This window comes from Kitasatospora sp. CMC57, assembly GCF_045866025.2.
GTDB lineage: Bacteria > Actinomycetota > Actinomycetes > Streptomycetales > Streptomycetaceae > Kitasatospora.
Window position 1 is genome coordinate 3,340,924 of the sequence record NZ_AP035881.2, and the last position, 17,831, is coordinate 3,358,754.

General features: G+C 71.3%; 18 protein-coding genes. 9 read left to right on the plus strand and 9 right to left on the minus strand.

The annotated features are described in order from the left end of the window. Positions 1 to 5: 5 nt before the first annotated feature. On the minus strand, positions 6 to 251 hold the full coding sequence (locus ACKUU6_RS14715; RefSeq protein WP_407992130.1) for a MoaD/ThiS family protein: 246 nt from the start codon (positions 249 to 251) through the stop codon (positions 6 to 8). 706 nt (positions 252 to 957) lie between these two features. Between ACKUU6_RS14715 and ACKUU6_RS14720 the strand changes: the two genes are divergently transcribed. From ACKUU6_RS14720 to ACKUU6_RS14740, 5 genes are all read left to right on the plus strand, one after another. Continuing rightward, positions 958 to 1,689, plus strand: coding sequence for a response regulator transcription factor (locus tag ACKUU6_RS14720; protein ID WP_407988984.1), 732 nt, complete (start codon positions 958 to 960; stop codon positions 1,687 to 1,689). Positions 1,690 to 1,795: 106 nt separating this feature from the next. Further along, the gene (locus tag ACKUU6_RS14725; RefSeq protein ID WP_407988985.1) at positions 1,796 to 2,839 is read left to right on the plus strand and encodes a LacI family DNA-binding transcriptional regulator; all 1,044 of its coding nucleotides are present in this window, start codon (positions 1,796 to 1,798) and stop codon (positions 2,837 to 2,839) included. Between the two features lie 88 nt (positions 2,840 to 2,927). After that, positions 2,928 to 3,992 carry a S1C family serine protease gene (locus tag ACKUU6_RS14730; protein WP_407988986.1) on the plus strand — a complete coding sequence of 355 codons (1,065 nt, stop codon included), beginning with the start codon at positions 2,928 to 2,930 and terminating at the stop codon, positions 3,990 to 3,992. Positions 3,993 to 4,037: 45 nt separating this feature from the next. Next, a complete protein-coding gene (locus tag ACKUU6_RS14735) occupies positions 4,038 to 4,811 on the plus strand; it encodes a response regulator transcription factor (protein WP_407988987.1) in 774 nt (257 codons plus the stop codon). After that, a complete protein-coding gene (locus ACKUU6_RS14740) occupies positions 4,808 to 6,229 on the plus strand; it encodes a HAMP domain-containing sensor histidine kinase (protein ID WP_408649632.1) in 1,422 nt (473 codons plus the stop codon). Before ACKUU6_RS14735 ends, ACKUU6_RS14740 begins: the two co-directional genes overlap by 4 nt. 61 nt (positions 6,230 to 6,290) lie before the next feature. Here ACKUU6_RS14740 and ACKUU6_RS14745 read toward each other — a convergent pair whose 3' ends face one another. The 6 genes from ACKUU6_RS14745 to ACKUU6_RS14770 all read right to left on the minus strand — a co-directional run bounded on the left by ACKUU6_RS14745 (position 6,291) and on the right by ACKUU6_RS14770 (position 13,733). After that, positions 6,291 to 8,114 (minus strand): bifunctional metallophosphatase/5'-nucleotidase, encoded by a 1,824-nt coding sequence (locus tag ACKUU6_RS14745; RefSeq protein ID WP_407988989.1) that lies wholly within the window; start codon positions 8,112 to 8,114, stop codon positions 6,291 to 6,293. Positions 8,115 to 8,266: 152 nt separating this feature from the next. Next, entirely contained in the window at positions 8,267 to 9,616 is a 1,350-nt protein-coding gene (locus ACKUU6_RS14750; RefSeq protein WP_407988990.1) for an ATP-binding protein, read from the minus strand. A 22-nt stretch (positions 9,617 to 9,638) separates the two neighbouring features. Beyond that, on the minus strand, positions 9,639 to 11,207 hold the full coding sequence (locus ACKUU6_RS14755; RefSeq protein WP_407988991.1) for an SCO6880 family protein: 1,569 nt from the start codon (positions 11,205 to 11,207) through the stop codon (positions 9,639 to 9,641). 7 nt (positions 11,208 to 11,214) lie between these two features. Then, positions 11,215 to 12,456, minus strand: coding sequence for a hypothetical protein (locus ACKUU6_RS14760; RefSeq protein WP_407988992.1), 1,242 nt, complete (start codon positions 12,454 to 12,456; stop codon positions 11,215 to 11,217). Beyond that, entirely contained in the window at positions 12,446 to 13,252 is an 807-nt protein-coding gene (locus tag ACKUU6_RS14765; protein ID WP_407988993.1) for a hypothetical protein, read from the minus strand. The genes ACKUU6_RS14760 and ACKUU6_RS14765 overlap by 11 nt, the downstream gene beginning before the upstream one ends. 133 nt (positions 13,253 to 13,385) lie before the next feature. Beyond that, positions 13,386 to 13,733, minus strand: a complete 348-nt coding sequence (locus ACKUU6_RS14770; protein WP_407988994.1) for a hypothetical protein — start codon at positions 13,731 to 13,733, stop codon at positions 13,386 to 13,388. Positions 13,734 to 13,981: 248 nt separating this feature from the next. Between ACKUU6_RS14770 and ACKUU6_RS14775 the strand changes: the two genes are divergently transcribed. Together ACKUU6_RS14775 and ACKUU6_RS14780 are read left to right on the plus strand one after the other, a co-directional pair. Next, positions 13,982 to 15,034, plus strand: a complete 1,053-nt coding sequence (locus ACKUU6_RS14775; protein ID WP_407988995.1) for an NlpC/P60 family protein — start codon at positions 13,982 to 13,984, stop codon at positions 15,032 to 15,034. A 136-nt stretch (positions 15,035 to 15,170) separates the two neighbouring features. Continuing rightward, entirely contained in the window at positions 15,171 to 15,836 is a 666-nt protein-coding gene (locus ACKUU6_RS14780; RefSeq protein ID WP_407988996.1) for a phosphatase PAP2 family protein, read from the plus strand. 13 nt (positions 15,837 to 15,849) lie between these two features. Here the strand turns inward: ACKUU6_RS14780 and ACKUU6_RS14785 are convergent, their stop codons facing one another. Next, the gene (locus ACKUU6_RS14785) at positions 15,850 to 16,026 is read right to left on the minus strand and encodes a hypothetical protein (RefSeq protein ID WP_407988998.1); all 177 of its coding nucleotides are present in this window, start codon (positions 16,024 to 16,026) and stop codon (positions 15,850 to 15,852) included. Positions 16,027 to 16,182: 156 nt separating this feature from the next. On the opposite strand from ACKUU6_RS14785, the gene ACKUU6_RS14790 reads away from it, so the two are divergent. Both ACKUU6_RS14790 and ACKUU6_RS14795 read left to right on the plus strand, forming a co-directional pair. Further along, entirely contained in the window at positions 16,183 to 17,019 is an 837-nt protein-coding gene (locus tag ACKUU6_RS14790; protein WP_407988999.1) for a hypothetical protein, read from the plus strand. A 104-nt stretch (positions 17,020 to 17,123) separates the two neighbouring features. After that, the gene (locus tag ACKUU6_RS14795; RefSeq protein WP_407989000.1) at positions 17,124 to 17,309 is read left to right on the plus strand and encodes a hypothetical protein; all 186 of its coding nucleotides are present in this window, start codon (positions 17,124 to 17,126) and stop codon (positions 17,307 to 17,309) included. A gap of 3 nt (positions 17,310 to 17,312) precedes the next feature. On the opposite strand, the gene ACKUU6_RS14800 is transcribed toward ACKUU6_RS14795, so the two are convergent. After that, positions 17,313 to 17,648, minus strand: coding sequence for a metal-sensitive transcriptional regulator (locus ACKUU6_RS14800; RefSeq protein ID WP_407989001.1), 336 nt, complete (start codon positions 17,646 to 17,648; stop codon positions 17,313 to 17,315). Positions 17,649 to 17,831 lie beyond the last annotated feature (183 nt).

Genomic DNA, 17,831 nt, shown 5'->3' on the forward strand with positions numbered 1-17,831 from the left:
CTGGTTCAGCCACCGGCGAAGGGCGGGAGGGCCTCGATGGTGCCCCCCTCGGTGAGGGGAACGGTGGCGTGGTCACGGGAGCCCACCTGCTGCGCGTCGACCAGGTAGGAGCAGTGCGCCAGCACCTGGAGCAGCTTCGGATTGTCCGCGTGTCGCGCCCGCACCTCGGCGAGCGCCTCGCCGAGCGTCGCGGCCTCGTACGGCTCCTCCGCGACGCCGGCGGCGGCCTTCGCCGCGGCCCAGTACCGGATGGTGCCGGTCACCCGGATGCCGTCCGCTGCCGTCGCTCGTGCGGTGGAAGTGTTCGCTGCCATGGCAGCCCTCCTCGTCGTCCTCGCCCGGTGCGGTGCGCCGGCTCTGCTGCCGGGGCACCCACGCCAAAGGTGTACACGTACGGTGTGCGGCCGGTGCGGCTCCCATGATGGACCGGACGGCCCCGGATGCCGCAACGACCCTGGTGGTCCTGCCCCTGGGTGAACGCTCCGGACGTGGCGGGAGTCACGCCCGGAGTGGCCCGATGTGGCCAACCCCCGCTACGAGGGCCTCCCCGTGCGGGGAGTGGTCGGCTATTCTCGTGGCGTGAGGGACCTGGGCAGAGTCGCCCCCGGGTCCTTTTGTGCTTTCAGGACGCCACGTACGACGGCCTCCCCGAACGGTGCGCCACCCGCACCGCCCTCGGCGAGGACCGTTCGACCGGAGCCGCACAACGGTGTGCGGGAGCCCGGCCGGGCGGCAGTACAGCGGGAGCAGACCGGAAGGTTCGCGGATGAGCAGGACTGAGACGGAGCGTGAGGGGTTGCGGGACCCCGGCCATACGCCCCGGCCCGTGCTGCGCGCTCACGAACCGGTCGGATCTCACGCTTCGGACGTCCGCTCCCCCACCTTCTCCGCAGCCACCCACCGGCCTTCCGGCCGGCCGGCTGCGACCGCGACGACCCGGAAAGGGGACTACCGGGTATGAGTTCTCTCCTCCTGCTCACCAACGCACTGCAGCCTTCCGCCGAGGTGCTGCCGGCCCTCGGCCTGCTGCTGCACACCGTCAGGGTGGCCCCGGCCGAGGGCTCCGCCCTGGTCGACACCCCGAGCGCCGACGTCATCCTGGTGGACGGCCGACGGGACCTGCCGCAGATCCGCAGCCTCTGCCAGCTGCTCCGCTCCACCGGCATCGGCTGCCCGCTGATCCTGGTGGTCACCGAGGGCGGCCTGGCCGCCGTCACCGCCGAATGGGGCATCGACGACGTCCTGCTGGACACCGCAGGCCCGGCCGAGGTCGAGGCCCGGCTGCGGCTGGCGACGGGCCGGCTCCAGGTGACCTCGGACGACAGCCCGCTGGAGATCCGCAACGGCGACCTCACCGTCGACGAGGCCACCTACTCGGCCAAACTCAAGGGGCGGGTGCTCGACCTGACCTTCAAGGAGTTCGAGCTCCTGAAGTACCTGGCCCAGCACCCGGGCCGGGTGTTCACCCGGGCCCAGCTGCTCCAGGAGGTCTGGGGCTACGACTACTTCGGCGGCACCCGGACGGTGGACGTGCACGTCCGGCGACTGCGGGCCAAGCTCGGCGTCGAGAACGAGCAGCTGATCGGCACCGTCCGCAACGTCGGCTACCGCTTCGTGATCCCGGAGAAGCCGGACAAGGGCGAGCGGCCCGGCCTGGAGCAGCGGTCCGCCGCCACCCAGGAGCTCTGACCTCCGGTCCGGCTTGTCCGACTACGCCCCGGCCTGTCCGGGGCGGGTCGGGCACCGTGCGGGTATGCCCCGCACCCCCCTTGCGCCACCCGCGTAGACTCCCCCCGTGGCCAAGGTGACGCGTGACGATGTAGCCCGACTGGCTGGGACCTCGACCGCGGTCGTCAGCTACGTCATCAACAACGGGCCGCGCCCGGTCGCGCCCGCGACCAAGGAGAAAGTGCTCGCGGCGATCGAGCAGCTCGGCTACCGGCCGAACAGCGTCGCCCAGGCGATGGCCTCCCGGCGCACCAACCTGGTCGGCATGGTCCTGCCCGACGCCCGGCAGCCGTTCTTCGCCGAGATGGCGCACGCGGTCGAACGGGCCGCCTCCGAGCGCGGCAAGCTGGTGCTGATCGGCAACTCCGACTACGTGGACGACCGCGAGGTGCACTACGTCCGCGCCTTCCTCGGCATGCGGGTATCCGGGCTGATCCTGGTCAGCCAGGGTCCCTCGCAGCGGGCCGCCGAGGAGTTCGCCGCGATGGAGGGGGCCAAGGTGGTGCTGCTGCACCGCCGTCCCGAGGCGATCGACGACGTCGCGGTGGTCACCGACGACGTGGGCGGTGCCGAGACCGCCGTCCGCCACCTGCTGGAGGTGCACGGGCACCCGTACGTGGTCTGCTTCGGCGGCCCGGTCGAGCAGCCCGCTCCCGGCGACCCGGTGATCGACCACGTCGAGGGCTGGCAGCGTGCGATGGACGCGCACGGCCTGCCGGTCGAACCCAACCTGGTGGACGCCCCGTTCCACCGCTACGGCGCTTACGAGGTCGCGGTCGCGCTGCTGCGCTCCCCGCAGCGCCCCCCGGCCATCTTCTGCTCCACCGACGACCAGGCGATCGGCGTGCTCCGGGCCGCCCGCGAGGTCGGCCTGCGGGTGCCGGAGGACCTGGCGGTGGCCGGCTTCGACGACATCCCCGAGGCCGCGCTGGCCGACCCGCCGCTGACCACCGTCGCCTCGGACCGGGACGCGATGGCCAGGGCCGCCGTCGACCTGGTACTGGACGACTCGCTGATGGTCCCCGGTTCGGACACCGAGCGGGTGCGGAAGTTCCCGTCCCGGCTGGTCATCCGCCGTTCCTGCGGCTGCGGAGCGCCCTCCGAGGGCTGACCAGGCTTTATGAGAAGTCAACGGGCTTCTCGGGTGGCTCTGACCGCGCTCTCATCCGGCTCTCATCGGCCGGGCGGACGTTGGATCCATGAGCGACCAGCACCGCACCTCCGAAGACCAGGGTCCGTACGGCTCCCGGGGCTGGACCCCGCCGCAGCCGACCGAACCGCCGACCGCCCACGCGATCGAGGGCACCGTGCTCCCGCACGGCCCGTACCGCGAGGACTTCACCGCGCCGCCCGGTGTGCCCGCGCCGCCGGCGAGCCAGGCCCGCAGGAGCTTCCTCAAGGGCCGGCTCGCCCTGGTCACGGCGGTGGCCACGGTGGCCGCGCTGCTCGGCGGCGTCACCGGCGGGGTGGTCGCCGCCGGTGAGCGCTCCAGCGGTTCGAGCACCCTGGTCAGCCCGGTCTCCTCGAACTCCGACGGCACCGCGAACGTCGCGTCGATCAACTCGGCGGTCTCGCCGAGCGTCGTCCAGATCACCGTCACGTCCGGCTCGGGCACCGCGACCGGCACCGGCGTGGTGCTCACCGCGAACGGCCAGATCCTGACGAACTACCACGTCATCGCGGGTGCCGTGAGCGGCGGCCAGCTCACCGTCACCTTCAAGGACGGCTCCACCAAGAGCGCCACCGTGACCGGCACCGACGCCAAGCTGGACGTCGCCGTGATCACCGCGTCCGGGGTCAGCGGGCTGCCCACCGCCACCCTCGGTGACTCGGCGGGCGTCCAGGTCGGCGACTCGGTGGTCGCCATCGGCAACCCCGAGGGCCTGACCGGCACCGTCACCTCCGGCATCATCAGCGCCAAGGACCGCCCGGTCACCGTCCAGGTCGACGAGCCCACCACCAGCGGCAACGGCGGCTTCGGCTTCCCCAACCTGCCCGGCGGGCGCAGCTCCGCGCCGTCCGGCGACACAGCCAGCTACCACGCCCTGCAGACCGACGCCGCGCTCAACCCCGGCAACTCCGGCGGCCCGCTGATCAACGCCGCCGGCCAGGTGATCGGCCTCAACTCCGCGATGTACTCGGCGAGCGGCTCCAGCTCCACTGCGGGCTCCGGCACGGCGGGCAGCGTCGGCCTCGGCTTCGCCATCCCGATCGACGACATCAAGAACGTGCTGCCGAAGTTGCAGGCCGGCCAGCGGCTCTGAGCCGGACAATGACCGTACGACCGGACTAGGAAAGGTCCCGCCCCGATGACACCCCCCGCCGACGACCGTACCTCTGCCGAGACCCCGGCCGGCACGGCCCGGCTCCTCGTGGTCGACGACGAGCCCGCCCTGCGGGACGCCCTGGAGAGCAGCCTGGCCTTCGAGGGCTACGAGGTCACCACCGCCACCGACGGCTTCGAGGCGCTGGACGCCGTCGAACGCGATCACCCCGACCTGGTCCTGCTCGACATCATGATGCCCCGGATGGACGGCCTCACCGCCGTCCGCCGGATGCGGGCCAGGGGCGACACCGCCCCGGTCCTGATGCTCACCGCCCGCGACGCGGTCGGCGACCGGGTCACCGGCCTGGACGTCGGCGCCGACGACTACCTGGCCAAGCCGTTCGAACTCGACGAACTGCTGGCCCGGGTACGGGCCCTGCTCCGCCGCAGCGCCCTCGCCTCCGAGGCCGCAGCCCGCGCGGCGGTCGAGGCCGAGGACACCGAGGTGCTCGCCTTCGCCGACCTGCGGATGAACACCGCCACCCGCGAGGTCACCCGCGAGGGCAAGCCGATCGAGCTGACCCGCACCGAGTTCATGCTGCTGGAGATGTTCCTCTCCCACCCGCGCCAGGTGCTGACGCGGGAGCAGATCCTCAAGGCGGTCTGGGGCTTCGACTTCGAGCCCTCCTCCAACTCGCTGGACGTGTACGTGATGTACCTGCGACGCAAGACCGAACAAGGCGGCATGCCCCGCCTGATCCAGACCGTCCGCGGCGTCGGCTACGCACTCCGGTCCCCGACCGGCACCGCAGCGTGAAGCGACTCACGAGCTGGTTCCGCAGCCGCTCCCTCCGGAGCCGGCTCGCCATGCTCACCGCCGCCGCGGTGGCTGTCGCGATCGCGCTGTCGGCACTGGCGTGCTGGTTCGTCGTCAAGGACCGGCTGTACCAGCAAGTCCACGACACCCTGGTCGGAGCCAACCTCCCACCGAATCCCCTCGTCTACTGCGATTCCTCCGTGACGGGGGCACTCTCCCAGGCGCAGGCAGCCCCGAACGCCGGCCGGTTCCCCGGCAACAAGTGGGACGTACAACTGGCCAACGCCGACGGTCTCGTCTGCTTCCCGAGTGGCGCCGACCGCGTCATCAAGACCCGTCCGTCCGACTTCACCATCACCGACACCACCTACCGCGACGGCAGCTACTCCGACGGCGAACCCGCCATGGTGCGTCTCGACCTGCGAACGGTCAACGTCGACGGCAGGCGGCACACCGTCACCCTGCTGACCGCCGTGTCGGTCGACAACGTGGAGGAGTCGCTACAGCAGCTGGCCCTGCTGCTGCTCGGCGTCGCCGCCCTCGGCGTGGTCGGCGCCGGCGTCACCGGTCGCCTGGTGGCGCGTTCGGCGCTGAAGCCCGTCGACCGGCTCACGGACGTGGTGGAGCACATCGCCCGTACCGAGGAGGTCGGCACCACCATCCCCGTGCACGGGGACGACGAGATCGCCCGGCTCTCCTCCTCGTTCAACTCGATGTCGACCGCCCTCGCCAACTCCCGGGACCGGCAGACCCGGTTGATCGCCGACGCCGGGCACGAGCTCCGTACTCCCCTCACTTCCCTCCGGACCAACGTCGACCTGCTGATCCGGTCCAACGACACCGGCCGCCCCCTCCCCGAGGCGACCCGGACCAAGCTGCTCGGCAACATGAAGGCGCAGATGCAGGAACTGACCCTGCTGATCGGCGACCTGCTCCAGCTCTCCCGCCCGGATTCGCCCCGCCCCGGGCAGAACCCCACCGTGGTGGCGCTGCACGAGATCGCCGACCGGGCGGTCGAACGGGCCCGGCTCCGCGGGCCGGGGCTGCACTTCGAGCTCGCGATCGACCCCTGGTACGTCCACGGTGACGCCCCCGCGCTGGAACGTGCCGTGATCAACCTGCTGGACAACGCGGTCAAGTACTCGCCACCCGGCGGCACCGTCGAAGTCGCCCTCCAGCAAGGCAGGTTGACCGTCCGCGACCACGGCCCGGGCATCCCGCAGGACGAACTCCAGTACGTCTTCGACCGGTTCTGGCGCTCCCCGTCCTCCCGCCAGCTGCCCGGCTCCGGGCTCGGGCTGTCGATCGTCGCCCAGACCGTCCGCGACGCCGGTGGCGAAGTGGCCCTCGGCGCACCCCCGGACGGGCTCGGCACGCTGGCCACCGTCCGCCTCCCCGGTCAGTCGGACCGACCCTGAGCACGCCGAAGGGCGGGACCCCCGGTGGGAGCCCTGCCCTTCGGCGTCGATCGGACGGCGACTAGTCGAGGTCCTCGCCGACGCCGATGATCTTGATCCGGTCCTGCACCGGGACCGCCAGCGGGGCGGTCGCGGAGGAGTTCGCGCCGAGGTAGGCGGCGAACAGGTCGAGGTCGGAGACGCCGACCAGCTTGTCGGTGCCCGCCGCGAAGGTCGGGAAGCCGTCACCGCCGCCGGCCAGGAACTCGTTGGCCGCGACCCGGTAGTTGGCGGTCAGGTTGATCGGGGCGCCGTTCAGCTTGACCGAGTCGGCGAGCACCCGGTCGGCACCGGCCTTGTTGAGGTCCAGGGTGTAGGTCAGGCCCTTGGAGTTCTGCAGGATCTTCGGGGCGGCGGTGTTTCCGCCGCTGACCTGCTCCTTGAGCAGCTGCACGACCTGAGCACCCGTCAGGGTCTTGACCTGCATCATGTTGGTGAACGGCTGGACGGTGAACGCCTCGCCGTAGGTCACCACGCCGTCGCCCTCGGTCCCGCTGGCCTTGTAGACCAGGTCCGACCGGATGCCGCCGGGGTTCATGAAGGCGATCTGCGCGCCGCCCTTGTCGGCAGGGGCGAGCCCCGCGAGCTGGGCGTCGGCGATCACGTCACCGAGCGGCTTCTCGAAGGCGCTGGAGCCGCGGCCGTTGATGTCGGCACCGATGAAGCCGAGCGAGCGGTTGGCGATCGGGGCCGCCAGCTTGCTGTACCGGCTGATCAGCGCGGTCATGTCCGGCGCCTTCTCGACGGTGCGGCGCACCACGTGGTTGGCGGCGGTGACCGACGGGCGGACGATGGCGCCGGTCCGCTTGTCCAGCTTCAGGTCGATCTCGGTGTACAGGCGGCCGAACGACGCGGCGCTGGTGACCGAGCGCGGCACACCGTTCGGGTCCGGGATGGCGCAGGCGTACGCGTTGTGGGTGTGGCCGGTGACGATGGCGCCGATCGCCGGGTCGAGGCCCTTGGCGATGTCCACGATCGGGCCCGAGATGCCCTGGCCGGCCGCGCCGCAGTCGTAGTTGTAGGTGCTGGAGGCCGGGTAGCCGCCCTCGTGGATCAGCGCCACGATCGAGTCCACGCCCTGGCGCTTGAGCTCCTTGGCGTACTTGTTGATGGTCTCGACCTCGTCGCCGAACTTGAGGCCCTTGACGCCCTCGGCGGTGACGATGTTCGGCGTGCCCTCCAGGGTCGCGCCGATGAAGCCGACCCGGACGCCGTGGACGTTCTTCACCCAGTACGGCTTGAGGATCGGGCGGCCGGTCTTCTCGTCGGTGACGTTGGCGGCCAGGTACTCGAAGTCGGCGCCGCGGAACTTGCGGCCCTTCTCGTAGCAGCCGTCGGTCGGGTGGCAGCCACCGTTCTGGAGGCGGAGCAGCTCCTTGGAGCCCTCGTCGAACTCGTGGTTGCCCACGCTGGTGACGTCGAGGCCGATCTTGTTCATCGCCTCGATGGTGGGCTCGTCGTGGAACAGCGCCGAGACCAGCGGGCTGGCGCCGACCAGGTCGCCGGCCGCGACGGTGACGGTGTTGCGGTGGCCCTCGCGGGCCTGGCGCAGTGCGGTGGCCAGGTACTCCATGCCGCCGGCGGGGGTGTCCACCACCTTGCCGGTCGCCGGGTCGACCTCCTTGATGTTCCCCGAGGAGCCGGCCGGCGGCTCCAGGTTCCCGTGGAGGTCGTTGATGGCGAGGATCTGGAGGTCCTCGGTCTTCGGCTGGTGCCAGTTCCAGTCCCAGTCCCAGCCATGAGCCTGGGCTGCGCTCGGCACCAGCAACGTCCCGAAGAGGCCGACGGCGACGGCCGCGGCGTACGCGGGCCGACGGAAGCGGCCGAGCTGACCGACATTGGGCATGAGGTTTCCCCTGCACCGTTTGGGGCTCCGCTGTGGGGGAGCCGAGGGTGGTGTGACCCGATGCAGCCTAGAGTCAACGCGCGTAGCTGTCAGGACCCCTGAGGTAACGAGAGGGTTTCGTGAAGACGGCCGGGAGAGGGCCTGACACGGCATCAGCGCCGTGGCTCGGCCTCCAGGTGTCGCTCGGCCCGGTCCCGCTCCGCCACCGCGTCCTCGGTCATCGCGCGGTCGGTGTACACCAGCGGGCGCTCGGCGTCGGTGATGATGTGCTTGACCACCTGGACGTTGCCGTTCACGTCCCAGACCGCGATGCCGGGCGAGAGGGTCGGGATGATCTCCACCGCCCAGCGCGGCAGGCCCAGCACCCGGCCGGTCGCTCTGGCCTCGTCGGCCTTCTGCATGTAGATGGTCCTGGTGGAGGCCATCTTGAGGATCGCCGAGGCCTCCTTGGCGGCCGCCCCATCCACCACGTCGGAGAGGTGGTGGACCACCGCGACGAAGGACAGCCCGAGCCGGCGGCCGAACTTCAGCAGCCGCTGGAACAGCTGGGCCACGAAGGGGCTGTTGATGATGTGCCAGGCCTCCTCGACCAGGAAGATCCGCTTCTTCCGGTCGGGACGGATCCAGGTGTGCTCCAGCCAGACCCCGACGATCGCCATCAGGATCGGCATCGCGATCGAGTTCCGGTCGATGTGCGAGAGGTCGAAGACGATCAACGGCGCGTCCAGGTCGATGCCGTCAGTGGTGGAGCCGTCGAACATGCCGCGCAGGTCACCGTCGACCAGCCGGTCCAGCACCAGCGCGACGTCCAGCCCCCAGGACTGGACGTCCTGCACCTCGACCCCGAGCGAGGCGATGGAGCCCAGCTCGGGGCTGCGGAGGGTGGTGATGATGTCGTCCAGCACCGGCTGACGGTCCGTCACGGTCGCCAGCACATGGGCGTGCGCGGCCTTCAGCGCGAAGCCCGCCCGCTCCTCCAGGCCGCGCCCCATCGCCACCTCGATGATGGTACGCAGCAGCGAGAGCTGGCCGGTGGTGGTGATCGCCGGGTCGAGCGGGTTGAGCTTGACGCCACCGTCCCTGGCGGCCATCGGGTCGAGCCGGATGGACTTTATCCCCAGCGCGTTCGCGATCAGGTTCCACTCGCCGACCCCGTCCTCGCCCTGCGCGTCCAGCACCACCACCTGGCGGTCCTTGAAGCGGAGCTGACGCAGCACGTAGGTCTTCTCCAGCGCCGACTTGCCGTTGCCGGACTCGCCGAGCACCAGCCAGTGCGGCGCGGGCAGCTGCTGCCCGTACAGCTGGAAGGGGTCGTAGACGTAGCCCTTGCCGCTGTACACCTCGCGGCCGATGATCACGCCGGAGTCGCCCAACCCCGGGGCGGCGGTGGGCAGGTACACCGCCTGGGCCTGGCCGGTGGAGGTGCGCACGGGCAGCCGGGCGGTCTCCACCTTGCCGAACATCAGACTGGTGAAGGCGTCGGTCAGGCTTCCGATGGCCATCGGTGGTCCTCCCTGGTGCAGGTCAGCGGCGGATGCCCGTGGCGAACGGGAGGGTGTTGACGAAGGCCCGGTGGTGCTCGCGGTCGCACCACTCCAGCTTGAGGTAGCTCTTGCCCGCCGAGGCGCGGATGGTGCGCTTGTCGCGGGCCAGCGCCTCGGGGCTGCGCGAGGAGACCGTGATGTACCCGACCAGGTTGACCCCGGCCGCGCCGGAGGCCAGGTCGTCGCCGCGCTGGTCCACCCGGCCGGTGTGCGCCAGGTCGCGCGGGTCCACGGTGCGGTTCATCTTGGCGGCCCGGCTGGCCTCCGCCTCGTCGTTGGTCTTCTCGGTGAGCATCCGCTCGATCGCGACGTCGGTCGGCTCCAGGTCCATGGTGACCGCGACGGTCCGGATCACGTCCGGCGTGTGCACCAGCAGCGGAGCCAGGAAGTTGACGCCGACCGGGGTGAGCGGCCACTCCTTGACCCAGGCGGTGGCGTGGCACCACGGCTCCCTGGTGGCCGACTCCCGGGTCTTGGCCTGGAGGAACTGCGGGTGGGTGGCGTCGAGTTCGGCCGGCCAGGCGTTGCGCTGGCTCATCGCCTGGATGTGGTCGATCGGGTGGTCCGGGTCGTACATCGAGTGCAGCAGCGAGGACAGCCTGGCGTGACCGAGCGGCTGCCTGACCCGGATGTCGGCCTCGGCCAGCCGGGCGCAGATGTCGGTCAGCTCACGGGCCATCACCGCCGCCAGCCCCTCGTCGTCCCTGGCCCGCCGGGCACCGGAGGTACGGCCCATCGCGTGCGCCTCGGCCGCCAGGTCGCGGGTGTAGTGCATGCAGGCCACCAGGTAGGCCCGGTGCTGCTCGGAGGAGGTGGAGACCATCGACTGGAGCTGGTCGTAGCTGTCCTGCAGCCAGCCGGGGGCGGCCGGATCGCCGCGCCGCTCGACGTCCTTGGCGTGCGCGTCCGGGTCGGCGGGCAGGGTGCGGGCCAGGATCTGGAGCCGCGTCACGAAGCCGTCCCCGTTGGCGACGTGCTTGAGCAGCGTGCCGAACCGGTCGACCAGCGCCTCCTGGTCCTCCGAGTCGCGCAGCCCGACGCCCGGCCCCTCGATCTCGATCGCGGCCGTCACCGTACGGCGCTCCAGGTGCATCAGCACCCCGACCTCGTCAGGACCGAACGGCGCGGACAGCCAGCGCAGCCGCCCGACACCGGGCGGCGGACCGACCTCGATCTCCCGGCCGTCCAGCCGCGTCCCCGCGTCCACCACGTCCGACCGCCAGAGCCCCCGGCCGCTGCGCACAGTGCGGCGGTAGGTGCGGTTGATCTCCACCCACTTGTAGAACGTCCGGCGCCGGTAGGGCACGTAGACCGCCATCACGGCGAGCAGCGGCAGGCCGATCAGGCCCGCGATCCGCAGCGGCAGGACCGGCATCGCCAGGCCCCACACCATGCCGAGGAAGGCGCCGAAGATGATCAGCACGATCTCCCCGGACTCCCGGTTGCGCCCGATCGGCGCGTTCGGGCGGGACTTGCCGATCAGATAGGTGCGGCGCTGGTGCACGTACGGCTGGGCGTAGGAACCTCCGCCGTACTGTTCGCTGCTCACGGGCCGGTCACGCTCCCTTCACGGGGTTGGTGGTCGGGGCGGGGGCCTGGGCCGGCGGAGCCGGGGTACGGGAGGCGTGCGCGGCGATACCGGGGGCGACCGAACCGCCGCCGGCTCCGGTGGAGGCGTTGGCGGTCTGCGGGCCGCCGCGCGAGCCGTGGGTGGAGATGCCCTGCTTGACCAGGTTGGCCGGCCCGTTGATCATCGCCGAGCCGGCCGAGACGGCGCTCGCCCGGGCGTTCCGCAGCTGCATCATCTCGTCGCCGAAGCCGGGGACGAAGCGGTAGACGGCAGCGCTCGCGAAGATCGACAGGAACAGGATGGCGAGGCCCGAGATCACCTTGGAGAAGTCGTCGGTGGCCCCGGCGCCGGTGGCCACCGCACCGGCCAGGCCGAGGATGATCACGATGATCGGCTTGGCCAGGTCGACCGCGAGCATCACCCCGGCCCAGCGCCGGACGTGCTTCCAGAGCTGCTTGTCCACCAGCCCGGCGTACACGGCGGTGCCGAGCAGCGCTCCGACGTAGAGCATCGCGGCCCGGATCAGCAGCTCGATCCAGAGCACCGCCGCGGCCAGCACCGCGACCAGCGAGATGATGATCAGGATCAGCGGCCCGCCCCCGATCGACCCCTTCTCCAGGGTGTCTGCGAACCCGCCCAGGTAGGTGCCGGTGTCGGACTTGGTGCCGGCCGAGATTGCGTCGGTCAGGCCGTCGGTGGCGGAGACCAGGGTGTACAGGATCAGCGGGGTGAAGGCGGAGGCGATGACGGTCAGCCAGAGGAAGCCGATCGCCTCCGAGATGGCGCCGGCCAGCGAGGCGCCGCGGACCGCGCGCTTGGTCACCGCGAGCAGCCAGAGCACCAGGGTGATCACCGTGGAGGCCGCGAACACCACCGCGTACTGCTGGAGGAAGGCGGCGTTGGTGAAGTCCACCTGGGTGGTGCCGTCGATTGCACCGGACAGCGCCCGCACCACGTACGCGGCGGCCTGGGCGCAGCCCTTGGCCAGCGAGCCGAGCGGGTCGGTGATGCCGCCGCCGATGGTGCCGCCGTTGACGGAAGGGACCACCGCGACGCCGGAGGGCGGCGTGCAGACGTTGCTCGCCCCTGGCAGCGGCACGTCGCACTTGGGCGTCGGCGAGGGCACCACCGGATCGGCCCAGGCCTGCTGGGCGGTCAGCAGCAACAGGGTTGGGAGGGTGCCGAGCAGCGTGGCCGCCCGGCGGAGTCGGTGACCGTCAACGGGCATAGCGGAAGCCTCCGAAGTCCTGGACGGCGCCGGTGATCTCCTCGGCGGTGGCGGCCTGTTGGTCGCCGGGCAGCGGGGCCGGACCGGTGCGCCGGGCGAAGTCGGTCAACTTCCAGTCGGCCCCCGTCCAGCGCATGGTGACGGTGAGCGTGTACCAGTTCTCGGTGACCGGCAGCACCGAGCCGGGCCCGGCCAGCCCCAGCAGGCCGGTGCACCAGACCTCGACCACGGTGGCGGTGTCGGCGGAGTTGGTGGTCTTCGTGCCGACCGGGACCGTCCGGCTGACGAAGGTCAGCCCCTTCGGGGCCTTGCCCTTGTCGTCCAGGCCGAGCTTGGTCAGCGTCTCCTTGCTGAACGCCGCGTCCAGCCGGGCGGCCAGCGCGGCCTGGCTGGTGCTGTCGGCGATGGTGGCCAGCACGGTGCGACGGCCCTCGGCGCGGAGCATCTCCGCCGAGCCCAGCGCCACCGCGTAGTTGGCGGCGGCGGACTGCGCGCCCTGGTCGGTGTGCGGGTGGCCGACGCCGATGCCGTTCGAGGCGGTGGAGACCGGCAGCTGGCCGGTCGGCGCGGTGGCGGCGGCCTGCGGGGTGGCCGCCTGGTCGGCCGAGGTGGTCCCGGTCGGGTCGGGCTTGTCCCGGTTGGCGATGGAGATCGCCACCACCAGCAGGGCCACCACCAGCAGCACGGTCAGGAGGGTGCGCAGCGGCCGGGGCTGACGGCCCGTCGGCTGGTAGACGGACTGCTCGCCGACCGGCAACCGCGTACGGGTGTGCGGCTGGTCGTCGGACACCGGCACGGCGGCCCTCCTGGTACGGGGAGCCCGAGGGGGCGCCCGAGCGTGGACTGAGACCCTGGACGGGTTCGGATGCGCGACAGCCCGGTGGTCGACGGCCACCTGGCCGCACCACCGGGGTAGGACTTACTGATCGTCAGATGGCCATGCCGTACACAATGGTGAACAGAGTGCCGAGTGATCCGATGATGAACACGCCGGTCAGCCCCGCGACGATCAGCCCCTTGCCCTGTTCGGCCCCGAAGGTGTCCCGCATCGCGGTCGCGCCGATCCGCTGCTTGGCCGCACCCCAGACGGCGATGCCCAGGCAGGACAGGATGGCGACCGCCATCACCACCTGGACCATCGTCCTGGCCTCGGCTCCGAGGCTGGCGAACGGCCCCCAGTCCGGGGCGATGCCGCCGATGATGGTGTCGATGCCGGCCTTCTTGGGGTCATCGGCCAGGAAGCCGATCCGGTCACTCTGCACGCTGCTCAGGTTCATTCCATCTCACCGCCCGATCAGGCAAATTCAAGGCCCCGGACCAGGGTTGCGCGAAGGGCCGCTACCCATTCTTGGCCAGATCTGATGCCGACTTGGCTGCTTCTCGCGGATTGGTCGTGGGGGATGGGACACGTACGCCAGGATGTCCACCGTACGAATGATACCGCTCACTCTTTGTATCTGCGATGATTGCGCTGAGCAATGCCTTCTCGGACACAGGAAACTGACGCCTCGTCGGGACGGTGCTGATGCTACTCGGGAAGGCCAAGGCCGCCGCAGCCGCCACCGGCGCACTCGCCGCGGGCCTCGTCGGCGTGATCGTGCTCGGCACGTACGCCGCCAGCGGAGCCCCCTCCGCCGCCACGAACAACCTCTCGCTCTCCAGCCGTTCGGTGCCGGCCGCGTTCCAGCCGCTGATCGAGCAGTGGGGCACGCTCTGCCCGGAGATCTCGCCGCCGATGCTGGCCGCCCAGCTCTACCAGGAGAGCGGCTTCGACCCGGCGGCCCGCAGCCCCGCCAAGGCGTACGGCATGGCCCAGTTCCTGGAGGGCACCTGGGCCTCCTACGGCCGGGACGGCAACGGCGACGGCAAGGCCGACATCTGGAACGCGGCGGACGCCATCGCCTCCGCCGCCACCTACGACTGCGCGCTGGCCAAGGAGGTCGCCAAGGTTCCCGGCGACCACCAGAGCAACCTGCTGGCCGCCTACAACGCCGGCCCGTACGCGGTGATCCAGTACAACGGCGTCCCGCCCTACAAGGAGACCCAGGGCTACGTCCGCAGCATCAGGTCGCTGGCGGTGAGCTTCACCGCGCCCGCGGTCGGCAGCTCGCTCGCGATGTCCGCCCAGTCCGCCGGGGCGATCTACTACGCCCAGCAGACGCTCGGCACGCCGTACCTCTGGGGCGGCAACGGCTGGGCCTCCCAGGACGGCCGGTTCGACTGCTCGGGCCTCACCCAGGCCGCCTTCGCCAGCGTCGGCATCGAGCTACCCCGGGTCGCCAACGACCAGTGGAACTCGGGCCCGCACCCCAGCCGGGACCAACTCCGCCCGGGCGACCTGGTCTTCTTCGCCACCGACCAGAGCGACCCGCGCTCCATCGACCACGTCGGCATCTACGTCGGCGGCGGCTACATGATCAACGCGCCGCACACCGGCGCGGTGATCCGCTACGACAGCATCGACCGCGCCAAGTACTTCGGCGCCACCCGGGTCACCCCGGACGGCGCGGTCGCCCTCCCTGTCCGGAACGCGGACGGCACCATCACCGGCAGCGGCCAGGGCACCGTGCGGAGCTGATCAGGTTCAGAGGTCTGTGGCCGTGAAGTGGACAGTCAGTCAATTTTTCATAACTCCGCCCGGGCCCCGGAACCCGGCACCCCGGTTCTGACGTTGTGTCCGGTGGCGAACAATCGGATCCCAACGGAGGTGTGGCGTGTCGACGCTGCTCGGCGACACGACCGGGCCCGACCTGGAGCTGCTGCGCGCGGTGAACGGTCTGGCCAGATCCGCCCCTAATTGGATCGACGGCGCCGTCGCCTGGCTGGGCGAGTACGGCATCCTGCTCGGCCTGGCCATGATCGGCGTGGTCGCCTGGCTTCAGGCCCGCCGCCGCCCCGACGCCCCGGTCGCCATCGCGGGCCTGCTCTGGGCACCGCTCGCCGTCGCCCTCTGCGAGCTGGCCAACCTGCCGATCTCCGCGCTGGTGAATCGGCCCCGGCCGTTCGTCGACCACCCCGACCTCGACGTCCTGGTGGCGGGCAAGGAGGGCACCCTCTCCTTCGTCAGCGACCACTCGGCGATGTCGATGGGCATCGCGATCGCCCTGTTCCTGGTCAACCGCAGGCTGGGCCTGGTCGCCGGTGTGCTCGCACTGTTCCAGGGCTTCGCCCGGCTGTACGTCGGGGTCCACTACCCGACCGACGTGCTCGGCGGGTACGCGCTCGCCGCCGCCGTGGTGCTGCTGCTGGCCCCGCTCGCGATGGCCGTGCTGGTCCCGCTCTGCCACGCGCTCGGACGGACCGCGCTGCGCCCGCTCCTGATCGCCCCTCAGCCCCGCCGCCGCAGCCGCAACCACGCCGAGCGTGACCTCGCCGCGTGAGGTGCCCCGGGGTCTAGGCCCTGTTCCCGGCGTCCGGGGTCTCCGGTCCGCCGTCCTCCGACCCGTGTGCCTCCGCGTCGCGGCGGGAGAGGTCGCGGGACCGGCGGGCCGGGGCGGACCAGCCGCAGGTGCAGTGGGCGATGGCGAAGGAGCCGCGTTCGACGACCGCCACCTCATGCTCGCTGGACACCCTGCCACGGTAGCCGCTCCCCCGACCGGCGCGAAATGAACACTGCGCGCCGGTCCACCCGTAACCCCCGAACCGCCAACTCGTTTGCCACGCAAGAGCTCTGCCCATCCGGGGTGGCTGCTTGCCGGGCCCCGGCCCGAGGGGGTTGTCGCTGTCGTGAAGAAGTCCGCTCGTACCGCTACCGCCACGGCGGTGCTCGCCGCCGCCCTGACCGCCTGCGGAGGCGGCTCGGGCCACCCGGCCGGTGGCTCCGCCGACCAGCTCTCGGCCGATCCGCTGACCGCCGTCCGCAGCTCGGCCGACATCACCGGACGTACCGGCTCCGCCCAGGCGGTCACCGAGCTGACCACCGAGTCCGCCGACAAGAAGGCGGTGTTCCACGGCGCCGGCGGCTACGACTACGTGAAGCGGGTCGGCCGGCTGGAGATCACCGTCCCGCCGGGCGCCGCCACCACCGGGAAGATCGTCGAGGTGGTGCTGCCCGGCACGGTCTACCTGCAGAACAGCGGGGCGAAGATCCCCGAGGGCAAGTGGGTGAAGCTCGACATCCGTCAGCTCCCGGACGGCAACCTGGTCAGCAGCGGTGCGACCGATCCGGCCAGTGCGGCGGGGGCGCTGCGGGGGGCGCAGCAGGCCGAGCTGGTCGGCACCGAGTCGGCCGGCGGGGTGGAGCTCAAGCACTACAAGGGCCTGCTCGACCTGGCCAAGGCCGCCGAGGCCACCGGTGGGCGCGGCGGGGACGGTCTGCGGATGGCCGCCCAGACGTTCACGGTGAAGGAGATCCCGTACGAGGCCTGGCTGGACGGGCAGGGCCGGCTGCGTAAGGTGGTGCAGACCTTCGGGTTCTCGGGGGTGGCTGGTTCGAAGCTGCCGAAGGACCAGGTGCGGGTGGTCTCGGTGCTGTCGCTGTCCGACTTCGGCAAGCCGGTGCAGGCGGCGGAGCCCACGCCGGACGAGATCTACTCGATGAAGCCGTCCGCGCCACCGAAGTAACCGCCCGGATGGTGGGCAGAGATGGCCCGTCCGTGCCATGCGGTCGTGTGCCCGGGCTCCCTACGCTGGAGTCGGGGGCGGCACGCCACCGGTCGGACGGGTCCATGGGGGTGGAACGGGTGATGGCGTCCTCGGGGCCCCGTGGCGGCGGTCACGACCAGACCGCCCTGGACGAGATCGAGCTGACCGGTGAGCTGATGATCGCCGCCTCCGACAGCGAGTGCGAGCGGCTCGCCCCCGAGCGGATCGACGAGGTGCTGCTGGCGGGTGACGAGGAGTCGGCTGACTGACTCTCAGGTCCGCAGCAGGCGGGAGATGGCGGCGGTGGCCTCGGCCACCTTGGCGTCCAGCTCCCCCTCGCCCGCCTCGGCGGCGGCCGCCACGCAGTGCCGCAGGTGCTCCTCGAGCAGCGAGAGCGCGAAGGCCTGCAGCGCCTTGGTGTTGGCCGAGACCTGGGTCAGGATGTCGATGCAGTAGACGTCCTCGTCGACCATCCGCTGCAGGCCGCGCACCTGACCCTCGATCCGGCGCAGCCGCTTGAGGTGCTCCGCCTTCTGCGAGCTGTACCCGTGCGGCCCGTGCCCGGTCTCCTGCTGGTGCTCGGCATCCTGTGTCCCGACGCTGGTCATCCCGTCCGCCTATGTCTCGGTGCTCACCTGTCCGTAGGGCTCAAGTGTCCAACACCACGGACCTCCGGTCTGTTCCTCCGTACGAGCGGCGCGACCGATCTCCGAGCGCAGCAGGGGCGCAATCGGGGCGGTGTTCCGTCAGACTGATGGCTCACGTCCGCACGCCGGTGTGCGGACCCGACC

What these genes read in the sequence shown, in the direction of transcription:
- ACKUU6_RS14720 (WP_407988984.1), top strand. Translation starts at nt 958, where the DNA reads ATGAGTTCTCTCCTCCTGCTCACCAACGCACTGCAGCCTTCCGCCGAG.
- ACKUU6_RS14730 (WP_407988986.1), top strand. Translation starts at nt 2,928, where the DNA reads ATGAGCGACCAGCACCGCACCTCCGAAGACCAGGGTCCGTACGGCTCC.
- ACKUU6_RS14735 (WP_407988987.1), top strand. Translation starts at nt 4,038, where the DNA reads ATGACACCCCCCGCCGACGACCGTACCTCTGCCGAGACCCCGGCCGGC.
- ACKUU6_RS14745 (WP_407988989.1), bottom strand. Translation starts at nt 8,114, where the DNA reads ATGCCCAATGTCGGTCAGCTCGGCCGCTTCCGTCGGCCCGCGTACGCC.
- ACKUU6_RS14750 (WP_407988990.1), bottom strand. Translation starts at nt 9,616, where the DNA reads ATGGCCATCGGAAGCCTGACCGACGCCTTCACCAGTCTGATGTTCGGC.
- ACKUU6_RS14760 (WP_407988992.1), bottom strand. Translation starts at nt 12,456, where the DNA reads ATGCCCGTTGACGGTCACCGACTCCGCCGGGCGGCCACGCTGCTCGGC.
- ACKUU6_RS14770 (WP_407988994.1), bottom strand. Translation starts at nt 13,733, where the DNA reads ATGAACCTGAGCAGCGTGCAGAGTGACCGGATCGGCTTCCTGGCCGAT.
- ACKUU6_RS14775 (WP_407988995.1), top strand. Translation starts at nt 13,982, where the DNA reads ATGCTACTCGGGAAGGCCAAGGCCGCCGCAGCCGCCACCGGCGCACTC.
- ACKUU6_RS14795 (WP_407989000.1), top strand. Translation starts at nt 17,124, where the DNA reads ATGGGGGTGGAACGGGTGATGGCGTCCTCGGGGCCCCGTGGCGGCGGT.
- ACKUU6_RS14800 (WP_407989001.1), bottom strand. Translation starts at nt 17,648, where the DNA reads ATGACCAGCGTCGGGACACAGGATGCCGAGCACCAGCAGGAGACCGGG.